The organism is Nocardiopsis tropica (genome assembly GCF_042660575.1).
GTDB classification, from domain to species: domain Bacteria; phylum Actinomycetota; class Actinomycetes; order Streptosporangiales; family Streptosporangiaceae; genus Nocardiopsis; species Nocardiopsis tropica.
On record NZ_JBHSUF010000005.1, the window covers coordinates 23,277 to 36,847 of the forward strand.

A 13,571-nucleotide genomic window follows, 5' to 3' on the forward strand; every position below is an offset into this window, starting at 1 on the left:
CCACGTGCGCTGCCGGGGCTCCGACGATCGAACGCGGGGCCTGCGGACGGGTGTGGCACGGCCGCGCCCGGGGCCGCGGTCCCGCAGCGGCCGGCCCGGGAGGGGCCTCTTCCGCGCGATGCGGCACCGCCGTCGGCGGCCCGCCCCGTTTCCCAACGGTGACCTGTCCTGCGGAACCCCGTGTCGGTCCCGTACGTTACCTTGTGGGCAGCAATCCACGCGTGAAAGGCCATTACTAGACATGCGGATGCGGAGTTCCAACCCCGTCCTCAAGCGGGCACTTCAGCAGGCCCCGGCCGGGGCCCCCCACCAGGGGTACGGTCAGCAGGGCTACGGTCAGCCGGGGTACGGACAACCGTACCCGCAGCAGGGCTACGGCCAGCAGTACCCCCAGCAGGGTTACCCCCAGCAGGGCTACCCGCAGCAGGGGTACCCGGGCGGTCCCGTCCAGGGCGCCGGCGGCCAGCGGATGACCATCGACGACGTCGTCGTGCGCACCGGGATGACCCTCGGTGTCGTCGCGCTCTTCGCCGTCGTCAACTACTTCCTCTTCGACCCCTTCGCCCCGGGCCTCACCATGGGCCTGATGATCGTCGGCGCCCTCGGCGGCCTGGTGCTCGGGCTGGTCATCGCCTTCAAGCAGATCACCAACCCCGTCGCGATCCTCGCCTACGCGGCCCTGGAGGGTCTGCTCGTCGGCGGGCTCTCCGCGCTCCTGGCCTCGTCCCTGGAGGCGACGACCGGTGACGCGGGCGCGGGCGGCGCCCTCGTGACCCAGGCGGTCCTGGGCACGGTCGTCGTGTTCGCCGTGATGCTGGCGCTGTACAAGTTCCGCATCATCAAGGTGACCGACGGCTTCATGAAGGTCGTCATGTACGCCACCCTGGGCGCGGCCGCGCTCATGCTGGTGAACTTCGTGGCCAGCTTCTTCATCTCCGGCGGCATCGGCATCCGCGAGCCCAGCCCGCTGGGCCTGGTCGTCGGCCTCGTGTTCGTCGTCATCGCGGCCTGCACCCTCGCTCTGGAGTTCCGGGGCATCGAGGAGGGCCTGAACGCCGGGATCCCCGACAAGTTCGCCTGGCAGTTCGCCTTCGGCCTGACCGTCTCCCTGGTCTGGCTCTACATCGAGATCCTGCGCCTGCTCTGGATGATCAAGACGATCTTCGCCGAGTAGCGACCGTCGGCCGGCGGCCGACAGGTTTTCGTCGCGTGGCGAGGGGCCGCCACCCGGGTGTTCCGGGTGGCGGCCCCTTCGTCGTGTCGCGTGCGGTGTTCGGACGCGGGACCCGTGGTCAGGCGTTCTCGCCGCGCGGTGCGGGGATCGAACGGTTCCTGCGGCGGCGGTCGTGCTCCAGCACGATGGCCTGCGCATACCACTGGGGGAGCTCGTACTCGTCCGCGAGCCAGTTGGACCTGTCCTGGCAGCGGAGCAGTCCCGGTCCCTTGTCGAGGGCGGCGAACCACTCGTGGAGTCCCCGGCCGGTGACGACCGGGATGCGTTCGATGAGCTTGGCGTGGACCTCCGGCGAGTGGGTTACCGACATAGGCACCTCCGGCAGCGCTGTGGTGTGTGGCACTTACCTGCGACCCTGCATCAGGAACACGTTCCGGACAAGACCCGGTCGCCAGCTTTTACCTTGCCGGTGCGGGAACGTTTGCCCGGAGCCTAATGACAGACGATCGCGGATGTGCAGGTGCGTAATCGCCCGTGGTCCGGCGAAGGGGAAGCCCTTCGACGTCCATGGGTGAAGTGTCGCAAATGCCCACATATGCACGAAGGTTCCCCGTCCTCCCCCGATGTGAGGAGGGGGACGGGGAACCTCGGCGGGGCCGGCGCGGCCGGCCCCCGGGAAGGCCTAGCTGAGGCGCTCGAAGATCGCCGCCATGCCCTGGCCGCCGCCGACGCACATGGTCTCCAGACCGAACGTCCTGTCGTGGAACTGGAGGCCGTTGATCAGGGTGCCGGTGATGCGGGCGCCGGTGCTGCCGAACGGGTGGCCGACCGCGATGCCGCCGCCGTTGACGTTGAGGGTGCCGTCGATGTCGATGCCCAGCTGGTCGGCGGAGGGCAGCACCTGCGCGGCGAAGGCCTCGTTGATCTCGACCAGGTCGATGTCGCCGATGGCCATGTTGGCACGGGCGAGGGCCTGCCGGGAGGCCTCGACCGGGCCCAGGCCCATGATCTCCGGGCTCAGGCCGGTCACGCCGGTGGACACGATGCGGGCCAGCGGGGTGATGCCCAGCTGCGCCGCCCTGGTGTCGCTCATGACGACCACGGCGGAGGCGCCGTCGTTGAGGGGGCAGGCGTTGCCCGCGGTGACGGTGCCGTCGGGGCGGAACACCGGCTTGAGGCCGGCGACCTTCTCGTAGGTGGTGCCGCGGCGGATGCCGTCGTCGGTGCTGACCACGGTGCCGTCGGGCAGGGTCACCGGGGTGATCTCGCGCTCCCAGAAGCCGTTGTCGAGGGACTTCTCGGCGAGGTTCTGCGAGCGCACCGCGAACTCGTCCTGGCGCTGCCGGGAGACGCCGGTGATCTGGGCGACGTTCTCGGCGGTCTGGCCCATCTCGATGTAGGCGTCGGGCAGCGCGCCCTCCTCGCGCGGGTCGGTCCAGGCCGCGGCGCCGCCCTCCTTGCGCTTCTCGGTGCGCGCCTTGGCGTCGGCGAAGAGCGGGTTCTCGTTCTGCGGGTTGTCGCTGCTGCCGTGGGCGAAGCGGCTGACGGTCTCGACGCCGGCGGAGACGAACACGTCGCCCTCGCCCGCCTTGATGGCGTGGTAGGCCATCCGGGTCGTCTGGAGCGAGGAGGAGCAGTAGCGCGTCACGGTGGTGCCGGGGACGGTGTCCAGGCCGAGCTGGACGGCCACGATGCGGGCCATGTTGAAGCCCTGCTCGCCGCCGGGCAGGCCGCAGCCGAGCATCAGGTCGTCGATGCCCGAGGGGTCGAGCTGGGGCACCTTGGCCAGGGCGGCGCCGATGATCTGGGCGGTCAGGTCGTCCGGGCGGATGTCCTTGAGCGAGCCCTTGAAGGCGCGGCCGATCGGGGAACGGGCTGTGGCGACGATGACTGCTTCGGGCATGGGCTTCGTCCCTATCGTTGAGGTGCTGCGTGCGGGCTGTGGGTCCGGACCCGGCGGTCGGCGCGCCGGGACAGGTCACAGCATGTCTTGTTACCGACCAGTAAACCCGTCCGGGGCCTCCGCCCGCCACCCGGGGTCGGCGTTCAGGAGGGCTCGTCCGAAGGCCGTCCGGCGTCCCCCGCCCCCAACTCCGCGGGGCGCTCCTCGCGGTCGCCGTTCGCCCGCAGCCGGAAGGGGCTCCGGATGAGCGCGGCCCAGCGCCCGCGCGTCCCCGGCGCCTGTCCGTCGACGTGGGACGCCGCGCGCGAGACCTCCGTGCCCGGGGTCTCGGCGGCGACCACGGCCGCCCGGTCCACCGGCAGGATGCCGCGTGTGCGACGGGCCTCCTCCAGTTCCGGGAGCAGCCCGAGGGCGGCGCATGCGGAGGGGAGGACGGCGCAGGCGGCCTGCGCGTACCCGCGAGCTGACGGATGAAATCGGTCGGGCCCGAACATCGATGAAGGGTCCGTCCGGAAGTCGTCGGAGAGGATGTCGCTCAGGGACACGGTGCGGCCGCCGACCTCGGTCACGGCGATCGTCTGCGCCGCGGCGAGCTGTCGCGAGGCGCGTCGGGCGATCGAGCGCAGCGGCCAGCCGATGGGGCGGACCGTGCCCAGGTCCGGGCAGGTCGCCACGACCACGGCGGTCCCCCGGCCGACCAGGGCCTGCACGGTCTCGCGCAGCCGGGCGACGGCGTCGTTGGGCCGGATGCGGCGGATGACGTCGTTGGCGCCGATGAAGACCACCGCGACGTCGTAGCGCGAACCCGGTTCCAGGGCCCGTGCGCGTTCGACCTGGGCGGACAGGTTCGCGGAGGTGGCGCCGGGGGAGGCCGTGCAGCGCAGGCGGACCGGGCGCTCCGACGCCGCCGCGATCCCGGAGGCGAGCAGGACGCCGGGGGTCTGGTCGGCCCTGGCGACCGCGAACCCGGCGGCGGTGGAGTCGCCCATCATCAGCATCCGGAGCGGCGTGCCCCCGCCCCCGCCGTAGACGCCGTTGACGACCGGCCGGTCCCACCGCGTCGTGCCGACCGCGCGGCGGGCCAGCCTCGCCTGGAGGTAGAGGAGGGCGACCGTGCCGCCCCCCACGAGTGTGAGCCCGCCGCCACCGAACGCGGTGGCAGCGGCGATCCGCCGTGCGCGTGCGGCTCGCAGCACAGGACGACCTCCGAGTCCTCGGACCCGCCTGCCCTGGGGCGAGCCGGTTACCTGCGAGGTTACCGGCGGGGAACCCCCGGGTCACGTACCCGGGCGGCACACCGTCCGAACCCCGGGGTGAGGGGGAACGGGCGTCCGGGCGACCCCGTCCGCGCACCGTGCGCACCGGCAGCCCCTCCGCGGCCTCGGCGGAGGGCCGCCCCCGGACGTGCGCGGGCACCGGGTCCGCGCCGTATTCCGCCCGCCGAACCCCCTGGTGGGAAACGTTAGAGTCGGGGTGAGACGGGCCGGACCGGCCCACGGCCCCGGACTCGCCGCCGGGGCGAGGACCAGGCGGGCCGAAGACCCGGTCGCCACGATGCCGAGGGAGCACAAGTGCGGGTACACGACTCACTGATCGACCTGGTGGGGGACACCCCTCTCGTCCGGTTGCGGAAGGTCACGGAGGGGCTCGCGCCGACGATCCTGGCCAAGGTCGAGTACTTCAACCCGGGGGGCTCGGTCAAGGACCGCATCGCGCTCCGCATGGTCGAGGCGGCGGAGAAGAGCGGGGACCTCCGGCCCGGCGGGACCATCGTCGAGCCCACCTCCGGCAACACCGGCATCGGCCTGGCGATCGTCGCGCAGGAGAAGGGCTACCGCTGCGTCTTCGTGTGCCCGGACAAGGTCGGGCCGGACAAGCTGTCCGTGCTCCGCGCCTACGGGGCCGAGGTCGTGGTGTGCCCCACCACGGTCGCCCCCGAGCACCCCGAGTCCTACTACTCGGTCTCGGACCGGCTGGCCGCCGAGATCCCCGGCGCCTGGAAGCCCAACCAGTACGAGAACCGGAACAACCCCGAGTCGCACTACCACGCGACCGGCCCCGAGATCTGGGACCAGACCGAGGGCCGGATCACCCACTTCGTCGCGGGCATCGGCACCGGCGGGACCATCAGCGGCACCGGCAAGTACCTCAAGGAGGTCTCCGGGGGCTCCGTGAAGATCGTCGGCGCCGACCCCGAGGGCTCGGTGTACTCCGGGGGCACGGGCCGCCCGTACCTGGTCGAGGGCGTAGGCGAGGACATCTGGCCCGGCACCTACGACACCTCCGTGTGCGACGAGATCGTGGCCGTCAGCGACAAGGACTCCTTCCTGATGACCCGCCGCCTCGCCCGTGAGGAGGCCCTCCTGGTGGGCGGCTCCTGCGGGCTGGCCGTCGAGGCCGCGCTGCGCGTGGCCAAGGACGCGGGCCCCGACGACGTCATCGTCGTGCTGCTCCCCGACGGCGGGCGCGGGTACCTCGGCAAGATCTTCAACGACGAGTGGATGTCCGACTACGGCTTCCTGACCGCCGAGACGGAGGAGGCCACGGCCGGCAACGTGCTCGGGGAGAAGGGCGGCGAGCTGCCCGACTTCGTGCACAGCCACCCGGACGAGACGGTGGGCACCGCGGTCGCGATCATGCGGGAGTACGGCGTCTCCCAGCTCCCCGTCATGAAGGAGGAGCCCCCGGTCATGGCCGCCGAGGTGGTCGGCTCCATCGCCGAGCGCGACCTCCTGGACGCGCTGTTCGACGGCCGGGCGCAGCTGGACGACGCGGTCGAGACGCACATGGGCAAGCCGCTCGCCACGGTCGGAACCGGTACGCCCGTCAGCGACTGCGTGCGCCTGCTGCGCGGCTCCGGCGCCCTGGTGGTGCTGCGCGACGGCAAGCCGGTGGGCATTCTCACCCGCCAGGACCTGCTCGCCCACCTGGCCGGCTAGCGGGCGGCGCCCGCCGCGCCCGCTCCGGCGGGCGGCCGAACGACCGCAGGGCCTCCGGGGCCCCCGGACGCGTCTTCCGCGACGCGTCCGGGGGCCCCGGTGTGTGAGTCCCGGGCATATCGACGCATACTCGGACACTGCTAATGTTCGCGGCAGTATTACTGGCAGGTAATAAATGGGAGCACGCGTGTCTCGGCTGTTGTCCTGGATCATCCGCTCCGTCTGGTCCTACGCCCGGACCAGAGCCGAAATCCGCGCCGGCTCCGCGGCCGCCCGGAAGTTCGCGCGCTTCGGGACGGGCTCCGCGATCGCCTTCCCCACGGCCACCCTCTACGGCGAGCCCTGGATCGAGATCGGCGTGCACACCGTCCTGGGCGGCGACATGACCCTCGCCGCGGGGATGGGCCCGGACTACGACCTGGGCGAGGGCTCCGTCGTGCGGATCGGGTCGGGCTGCGCCATCGGCCGCGGCTCCCACATCGTCGCCCACAAGTCCGTGGACATCGGCGACCACGTGTACACGGGCCCCTACGTCTACATCACCGACCAGAACCACGCCTACGCCAACACCGAGATCCCCGTCGGCCTCCAGTGGCCCGTGGACGACCCCGTCAGCATCGGCGACGGCACCTGGATCGGCGCGAACGCGGTCATCCTCCCCGGGGTCCACCTGGGACGCAACTCCGTCGTGGCGGCGGGCACGGTGGTCCGCCCCGGCGCCTACCCCGACCACGCCGTCATCGCCGGCGTCCCCGGCAAGGTCGTGCGCACCTACGACGCCGAACTCGGGTGGGAGCCCCCGCTGCGGGAGACCGGGACCCCCACCCGGGTGCCCACCCCCGTCGCCGGCCTGCCCCCGGAGATCCCGGTGGAGCCGCCGGCGCCGGGGTCCGCCACCCGCTTCCCGCCGGTCTGACCCCGGCCGGGCGGAACGCCCCGGCGAAGGGCCCCGTCCGGAGCGCTCCGGCCCAGCTGAACACGGGTTCCGGGGAGGCCGCGGGCACTATTGTGGCCCCATGAAGTTCGACGGGTTTGAAACACTGGCCATCCACGCGGGGCAGGAACCGGACGCCGGGACCGGCGCCGTGGTGGTGCCGATCTACCAGACCAGCACCTACGCCCAGGACGGGGTGGGCGGGCTGCGCCAGGGGTACGAGTACTCCCGCACCGGCAACCCCACGCGCGCCGCGCTGGAGGAGTGCCTGGCGGCGCTGGAGGCCGGTACGCGCGGCCTCGCGTTCGCCTCCGGGATGGCGGCGGAGGACACCCTGCTGCGCACGGTCCTGTCGCCGGGCGACCACATCGTCATCCCGGGCGACGCCTACGGCGGCACGTTCCGCCTCGTCTCCAAGGTGGTCGAGCGCTGGGGCGTGCGGTGGGACGCGGTCGACCAGTCCGACCCCGAGGCGGTGCGCGCGGCCGTCCGGCCCGAGACCAGGGTCGTCTGGACCGAGACGCCCACCAACCCCCTGCTGAACATCACCGACATCGAGGCGGTCGCGCAGATCGCCCACGACGCGGGCGCGCTGCACGTCGTCGACAACACCTTCGCCTCGCCCTACCTCCAGCAGCCGCTGACCCTGGGCGCGGACGTGGTCGTGCACTCCACCACCAAGTACCTGGGCGGGCACTCCGACGTGGTCGGGGGCGCCCTGGTCGTCTCCGACGCAGAGCTGGGCGAGCGGCTGGCCTTCCACCAGAACACCATGGGCGCCGTGCCGGGGCCCTTCGACTCCTGGCTGACCCTGCGCGGGGTCAAGACCCTGGGTGTGCGGATGGACAGGCACAGCGCCAACGCGGAGCAGGTCGTGGCGGTGCTGGAGGGCCACCCCGCGGTCCGCAGGGTCTACTACCCCGGGCTGGACGCCCACCCCGGGCACAAGGTGGCCGAGCGGCAGATGCGGGCCTTCGGCGGGATGGTCTCCTTCGCCCTGCGCGACGGGGAGAAGGCCGCGCTGGAGCTGTGCGAGCGGACCGAGGTCTTCACGCTGGGCGAGTCCCTGGGCGGGGTGGAGTCCCTGATCGAGCACCCCGGGCGGATGACGCACGCGTCCACCGCCGGCTCCCCGCTGGAGGTCCCGGCCGACCTGGTGCGGATCTCCGTGGGCATCGAGTCCGGCGCCGACCTGGTGGCGGACCTGCTCCAGGCCCTGGGGGAGTAAGGGGTTATCCGCCGTGCGGGCCCTCCGGCGTCGCCGCCGGGCCCGTCACGGCGCGTCTCCGGGGCCGCGTCCCCGATGCCGTGGCTTCTCTGCGGCGGGCTCTCCTGCGGGCCCGCCGCCGCGGTGCCCCGAAGGGCTGTCGACCGGTGTGCCCCCGCGCCGTGCGGCGGGTGCACCGTGCGGCCGTTCACGGCCTCCCGGTTCAGGCCGGGGTGGAGGCGCGGTCCTGGGGAGGGGCGGTCCCGTCGGGCTTCTCGTTGGTGAAGCGGAGCCCGACGACGAGGCTGCCGGTGCGGGAGAGGGCGATGGGGTCGTCGCCCCGCAGGGAGCGGTAGGCGCCCCGGCTGTCCCGGCGGCGGATGCCGATGGAGACGGCGAGCAGGAAGCCCACGGCCAGGCCCAGAAGGACGACTCCGACGAGTGTGACGGCGATCGGGATCATGCTGGTCTCCTCAGGGGAAGTCTCTAGTGCTTCGCACGCCCCCGTGCGGGGTGAGGGGGCGCGAGGTGGTGTCTCACGAGTGCTGTATCCGTTGTCGGTGGTGCTCGGGTGTGCGGCCCGGCGGGTTGCGGTCCGCCGTGCGCTGCTCTTTCGGGTGTCTCATCGGCGGCGACACCGTGTACTGGGGGTGGCCTTCACCTACGATAGGTTCAGCAGAACCGGATGGACCTGTTCGGTTGGTGTACCGATCACCTTGTTGGTACAAGCTAGGTTGTTGGTCTAGTACCCCAGCGAGGGCTGACTTATGCGGGCAGAAAGCAGATATCGACAGATCGCGCGGACTCTGAGGCGCGAGATCCAGGAGAGAAGCCTGCCGCTCGGCGGGCAGCTGCCCTCGGAGAAGCAGCTCGAGGAGCGCTTCGACGCCTCCCGCAACACGATCAGGCTGGCCCTGGGCATGCTGCGCAACCAGGGCCTGATCGTCAGCCGGCCCGGCAGGGGGCACTTCGTCCAGGACGTCGTCCCCGAGACCTTCTACGCCAACCGCACCAGGGACGGCTCCGCCGGGCTCAACGAATCCGGCATGACGGGCCAGATGCTGGAGGAGCTCCAGCTCCTCAGCGCCACCCCCGACATCGCGAGCCGCCTGCGCGTGCCCGAGGGCGACATGACGGTCGTCCGCCGGATGTACCGGTTCTCCGGTGAGATCTCGGGCTCCGTCAGTTCCGCCCACTACCCCATGGACCTCGTCAACGGCACCCCGCTCATGCTGCCCGAGGACGTGGAGAGCGCCCTCGCCGTGCTCGCCGACCACGGCCACCGCCAGGTCGGCTTCGTGGACGAGCTCACCACCCGCATGCCCAGCCCCCACGAGGCCGGGCAGCTCGAACTCCCGCCCGGGGTACCGGTGCTGGAGGTCCACAGGACCGACCTCTCGGAGGAGAGGCCGATCCGCGTGGTGGAGACGGTCTACGCGGGGCACAGCATCCGCTACCAGTACGAACACGGCAACATGAACGCCTACCGCCGGGACTGAGCACACGCATGAGCACGTCGAGGAAGACCGAGGTCGCGGACCACCTGCGGGCGGCGCTGACCAGGGGCGACTACAAACCGGGAGAACGGCTGCCGGGTGAGGAGGAGCTCGCCGAGCAGCTCGACGTCTCCCGCGCCACCGCGCGCCTGGGCATGCGGATCCTCCAGGACGAGGGCCGCATCGCCATCCAGGCGGGCCGCGGGGCCTTCGTCGCCGACCACCGGCCCATCGTCCACCTCGCCACCCCCATCACGGGCGGCAGCGACTCCGAACGCTTCGACGCCGGCTACCAGCCGCACCTGCGCGAGGCCGGATACGACCAGATCGACGAGAAGATCAAGGTCAGCCTCGACACCATGCGGCCCAAGGTGGCCAGGCGGCTCCGCCGCGGCGACGCGGGGGACGGCCCCCACGGGGGGCTGGTCGTCATCCGGGCCTCCGACCGGTTCGTCGAGGGCAGCCTGTGGCAGTCCCAGGTGACCCACTTCCCCTTCAGCATCGCGAACAACACCCCCCTCATGTCCCCCGACCGGCTGGAGCAGGGGGTGGCGGCGGTGCTCCAGGAGCTCGGCTACCGGGAGGACTGGAACTGGGACATCGTCGGCGCCCGGATGCCCTCCCAGGACGAGGCCGAGTCCTTCGGCCTGGGACCGGGGATCCCCCTGCTCGTCCAGGAACGCGTCGCCTACGACGGGGAGACCCCTCTGAGGTTCACCGAGACGGTCATGCCCGCCAACCGCCACCAGCTCCTCTACTCCGGGGGCCGGGCGCCCGAGGAACTCCTGCTGATGGCCTCGGACGTCAACATCTTCGAGCGCTGACCCGCGCGGCCGCGGCCCGGGCACGGCGGGACCGCCCGGCGCGGACCCCGCGAACGGGGCCCGCCGCCCGCGGGACGGCGCGGGTGGCACGACCTGCCCTCCGCACGGCCTGCCCTCCGCGCCCCGGACCGGCCGGGGCGCCGCACCCCTGCCCGGCGCCGCCGGTCCGTGCGCCCCCGGGCGCAGGATCAGCCCCGGCGCCCCAGGTAGCGGTCGACCACGAGGGGGCCCAGCCCCCCGGCGTCGGCGCGCACCACCCGGACGCCCCGGCACCGCTCCACGCGCTCCAGGAACGCGCGCAGCCGCGGATCGTCCGCCAGGACGAAGAACGCCACCTCCGCCCCCTCCCGCAGCGCGGCGTCCAGCTCGGCCAGCGTCAGCTCCCCGGTGCGGGGATCCGGCGGCCAGGAGAACCGCGCGCCGCCGTCCTCGCCCAGGTGGGCGGTCGGCTCCCCGTCGGTCACCACCATCACCTGCGGGCGCAGGTCGCGGTGGCGCCGCAGGTGGCCGCGCGCCAGCCGCAGCGCGTGGTGCAGGTTCGTGCCCGGGACGCGGCTCCAGTCGTGGGCCGCCAGCTCCGCCGGGGTCATCTCCCAAGCCCTGTCCCCGAACCCGACCAGCCGCAGCCTGTCCCGGGGACGGCGGACCCGGACCAGCGCGTCCAGGGCCAGGGCCGTCCCGGTGGCGGCCCCGTGCAGCCCGCGGGTCGTCATCGAGTGCGACAGGTCCACCAGCAGGGCCACGGCGGCGGCCTCCGCCGGTTCGGTCTCCACCACCCGCACGTCCTGCGGGCGCAGGACCGCGGAGCGCTCCCCGGGCCGCGCCCGGCGCAGGACCGCCTCGCGCGCCGTGGCGACCGCGTCCAGCGCCAGGTCCCCGGCCTCGTCGCGGGGCAGGTGGCCGCCGGTCGCCTCGCCGCCCGGTCCGGCGCCGCCCCGGAGGCCGCCGCCGCGGACGCCGCGCCGGCGCCCCGCCGCCTCGATGTCGCGCAGGGCGAGTTCGCCCAGCCGACGGATCTCGCGCGGTCCCCAGCCCGGCGGCTCCGGCCGGGACCGGTCCCTCCCGGCGCCGTCCTCCGGCGCGGCCGGGTCCCCGGGCACCTGCGGGCGGGAGGAGCCGTCCCCCCACCCGCCGGCGGCGACGGCGGCCGTTCCGTCCGGGGCCGCGGGCCCGTCCTCCCCGTAGCTGATCCGCACCCCCTCCAGGGCCGGGGACTCCAGCGGCTCCGGCCCGGCGGCGGGGTCCGCGCCGCCGACCGGCCTCTCGTGCGGGGCGGCGGTCCCCTCCGGCGGCCGGGGCTCCTCCTCCGGCCCGTCCAGGGGATCGGGTCCGCCGTCGTACTCCCGGTACCGGAACCTCACCCGTGCCGCCCCCCGATCCTCCCGGCCCACCGACCGGGCGCGTCGGCCACGACCCTACGCCCGGTGCGCGCTCCGGCGGCGCCGGTCCCGGTGGACCAGCGGTCGCGCCGGGCCGCCCGGGGCGTGGTCCGCGGGTGCTCCCGGCGGGCTCGGCGCCTGCGCCGACCACCGCGAGCGGTCGCCGGGCCCTCTCCCGCTGGACGAGCGGCGAGGGCCGGCCCGGGCCTGCTGTCCGGGCGCGGTCGGCGCGGCGGGAGGCAGCCCGGCGGACGCGGGCCCGGAACGACCCGCGGGGCACGGCCTAGAACCGGTAGACCCCGCCGCCGGGCAGCACGTCCTTGGACAGGCGGCGCTCCAGGTACAGGCCCTCCAGCGCGAACTCCACCACCGCGGCGGCCAGGCCGGGCGTGGGCGGGCCGTCCTCCGACTCCGGGGCGGCGCCGGCGATCATCGCCGCGAGCCCCGGCACGGCGCCGACCCGGCGCAGCAGCTCGGCGGCGCCCACCAGGTCGCCGGACTCCACGGTGGCGCCGCCGGTGAACCGCTCGACGAGCGCGGACAGGTCCGTCCCGCCCAGCCGCTCCCGGAACGCCTCCGCCGTCGCCCGTCTCAGCAGCGCGTGCAGGACCTCCGGCTCCCGGCCCTCGGTCCCCAGCTCGAACTCGACCTTGCCCAGCAGCGGCTCCACCGCCGCCGCCAGGTCGCACACGCGCGCCACCGGGGCCTCCCCGCCCGTCAGGGCGGACCGGCGCAGCGCCGACGCCGCCGCCGTCTCGGCCGCCGCGACGGCGAAGCGCACGGACACCCCCGACCTGGCGTCCACCCGCTTGGAGGCGCGCACCAGCCGGGTGAACCGCGCCGCGGTCTCCCACACGTGGGCGGGCACCGCCGTGCCCTCCGGCAGCACCGCCTCCTGGCGCACCAGCGCCAGCTCGTCCTCCAGCGTGAGCGGGTAGTGGGTCCGCACCTGCGCGCCGAAGCGGTCCTTGAGCGGGGTGACGATCCGGCCCCGGCTCGTGTAGTCCTCGGGGTTGGCACTCGCGACCACCAGGAGGTCCAGGGGGAGCCGCAGGCTGTAGCCCCGCACCTGGAGGTCGCGCTCCTCCAGCACGTTGAACAGGGCCACCTGCGCGCGGGCGGGCAGGTCGGGGAGCTCGTTCACGCAGAACACGCCGCGGTTCGCGCGCGGCACGAGGCCGTAGTGGACGGTCTCCGGGTCGCCCAGGGAGCGCCCCTCGGCCAGCCGGGCCGGGTCCACGTCGCCCACGAGCTCGCCCACGCCCGTGTCGGGGGTGCCGAGCTTCTCCCCGTACCGCTCCCGCCGGTGCCGCCACACCACGGGCAGGCGGTCCCCCTCCTCCGCCGAGCGCCGCACGCACACCGGGCACACCGGCGCGTAGGGGTGGTCGTTCACCTGGCACCCGGCGACCGCCGGGGACCACTCGTCCAGCAGGCCCACCAGGGAGCGGATCAGCCGGGTCTTGCCCTGCCCCCGCTCGCCGAGCAGCACGAGGTCGTGCCCGGCCAGCAGGGCGCGCTCCACCTGCGGGAGCACCGTCGAGTCGAAGCCGAGCACCCCGGGGAAGCGAGGTCCGCCGGAGCCCATCAGGCGGAGCAGGTTCTCCCGCACCTCGGCGGAGACGGAACGGTGGACGTGGCCGTACTCGCGCAGCGCCGCGCGGGTCCGGGGGAGTTCGGGGGGTGCGCTCACCCTCCGAACCTATCCGCAACCG

General features: G+C 73.7%; 12 protein-coding genes. 6 read left to right on the forward strand and 6 right to left on the reverse strand.

What is annotated here, in order from left to right; translation table 11 throughout:
- The first annotated feature begins 241 nt into the window (after positions 1-241).
- Positions 242-1,174: a Bax inhibitor-1/YccA family protein gene (locus tag ACFQBR_RS09395; protein ID WP_344183452.1), complete on the forward strand. Its 933-nt coding sequence runs from the start codon at positions 242-244 to the stop codon at positions 1,172-1,174.
- A gap of 118 nt (positions 1,175-1,292) precedes the next feature.
- On the opposite strand, the gene ACFQBR_RS09400 is transcribed toward ACFQBR_RS09395, so the two are convergent.
- From ACFQBR_RS09400 to ACFQBR_RS09410, 3 genes are all read right to left on the reverse strand, one after another.
- Positions 1,293-1,544 (reverse strand): DUF4287 domain-containing protein, encoded by a 252-nt coding sequence (locus ACFQBR_RS09400; RefSeq protein ID WP_267946572.1) that lies wholly within the window; start codon positions 1,542-1,544, stop codon positions 1,293-1,295.
- 312 nt (positions 1,545-1,856) lie between these two features.
- Positions 1,857-3,077, reverse strand: coding sequence for an acetyl-CoA C-acetyltransferase (locus tag ACFQBR_RS09405; protein ID WP_344183449.1), 1,221 nt, complete (start codon positions 3,075-3,077; stop codon positions 1,857-1,859).
- A 143-nt stretch (positions 3,078-3,220) separates the two neighbouring features.
- Positions 3,221-4,273, reverse strand: a complete 1,053-nt coding sequence (locus tag ACFQBR_RS09410; protein WP_344183447.1) for an SGNH/GDSL hydrolase family protein — start codon at positions 4,271-4,273, stop codon at positions 3,221-3,223.
- A gap of 375 nt (positions 4,274-4,648) precedes the next feature.
- On the opposite strand from ACFQBR_RS09410, the gene ACFQBR_RS09415 reads away from it, so the two are divergent.
- The 3 genes from ACFQBR_RS09415 (at position 4,649) to ACFQBR_RS09425 (ending at position 8,178) form a co-directional block, all read left to right on the forward strand.
- Complete coding sequence (locus tag ACFQBR_RS09415) at positions 4,649-6,016, forward strand: cystathionine beta-synthase (RefSeq protein ID WP_267946569.1); 1,368 nt, start codon at positions 4,649-4,651, stop codon at positions 6,014-6,016.
- A 175-nt stretch (positions 6,017-6,191) separates the two neighbouring features.
- Entirely contained in the window at positions 6,192-6,932 is a 741-nt protein-coding gene (locus ACFQBR_RS09420) for an acyltransferase (protein WP_344183445.1), read from the forward strand.
- A gap of 100 nt (positions 6,933-7,032) precedes the next feature.
- Complete coding sequence (locus ACFQBR_RS09425; protein WP_344183443.1) at positions 7,033-8,178, forward strand: cystathionine gamma-synthase; 1,146 nt, start codon at positions 7,033-7,035, stop codon at positions 8,176-8,178.
- A gap of 202 nt (positions 8,179-8,380) precedes the next feature.
- On the opposite strand, the gene ACFQBR_RS09430 is transcribed toward ACFQBR_RS09425, so the two are convergent.
- Entirely contained in the window at positions 8,381-8,620 is a 240-nt protein-coding gene (locus ACFQBR_RS09430; protein WP_344183441.1) for a hypothetical protein, read from the reverse strand.
- 304 nt (positions 8,621-8,924) lie between these two features.
- On the opposite strand from ACFQBR_RS09430, the gene ACFQBR_RS09435 reads away from it, so the two are divergent.
- Together ACFQBR_RS09435 and ACFQBR_RS09440 are read left to right on the forward strand one after the other, a co-directional pair.
- A complete protein-coding gene (locus ACFQBR_RS09435; protein ID WP_267946565.1) occupies positions 8,925-9,656 on the forward strand; it encodes a GntR family transcriptional regulator in 732 nt (243 codons plus the stop codon).
- An 8-nt stretch (positions 9,657-9,664) separates the two neighbouring features.
- A complete protein-coding gene (locus tag ACFQBR_RS09440; RefSeq protein WP_344183439.1) occupies positions 9,665-10,477 on the forward strand; it encodes a GntR family transcriptional regulator in 813 nt (270 codons plus the stop codon).
- Between the two features lie 188 nt (positions 10,478-10,665).
- On the opposite strand, the gene ACFQBR_RS09445 is transcribed toward ACFQBR_RS09440, so the two are convergent.
- Together ACFQBR_RS09445 and ACFQBR_RS09450 are read right to left on the reverse strand one after the other, a co-directional pair.
- Positions 10,666-11,838, reverse strand: a complete 1,173-nt coding sequence (locus ACFQBR_RS09445) for a vWA domain-containing protein (RefSeq protein WP_378552866.1) — start codon at positions 11,836-11,838, stop codon at positions 10,666-10,668.
- A 301-nt stretch (positions 11,839-12,139) separates the two neighbouring features.
- Entirely contained in the window at positions 12,140-13,549 is a 1,410-nt protein-coding gene (locus ACFQBR_RS09450) for a sigma 54-interacting transcriptional regulator (RefSeq protein WP_344184705.1), read from the reverse strand.
- Between the last annotated feature and the right edge of the window lie 22 nt (positions 13,550-13,571).

Bases quoted from the DNA above. Each gene is read 5' to 3' on its own strand.
- ACFQBR_RS09395 (WP_344183452.1), top strand. From the start codon at position 242: ATGCGGATGCGGAGTTCCAACCCCGTCCTCAAGCGGGCACTTCAGCAG.
- ACFQBR_RS09430 (WP_344183441.1), bottom strand. From the start codon at position 8,620: ATGATCCCGATCGCCGTCACACTCGTCGGAGTCGTCCTTCTGGGCCTG.
- ACFQBR_RS09400 (WP_267946572.1), bottom strand. From the start codon at position 1,544: ATGTCGGTAACCCACTCGCCGGAGGTCCACGCCAAGCTCATCGAACGC.
- ACFQBR_RS09435 (WP_267946565.1), top strand. From the start codon at position 8,925: ATGCGGGCAGAAAGCAGATATCGACAGATCGCGCGGACTCTGAGGCGC.
- ACFQBR_RS09405 (WP_344183449.1), bottom strand. From the start codon at position 3,077: ATGCCCGAAGCAGTCATCGTCGCCACAGCCCGTTCCCCGATCGGCCGC.
- ACFQBR_RS09440 (WP_344183439.1), top strand. From the start codon at position 9,665: ATGAGCACGTCGAGGAAGACCGAGGTCGCGGACCACCTGCGGGCGGCG.
- ACFQBR_RS09425 (WP_344183443.1), top strand. From the start codon at position 7,033: ATGAAGTTCGACGGGTTTGAAACACTGGCCATCCACGCGGGGCAGGAA.
- ACFQBR_RS09420 (WP_344183445.1), top strand. From the start codon at position 6,192: ATGGGAGCACGCGTGTCTCGGCTGTTGTCCTGGATCATCCGCTCCGTC.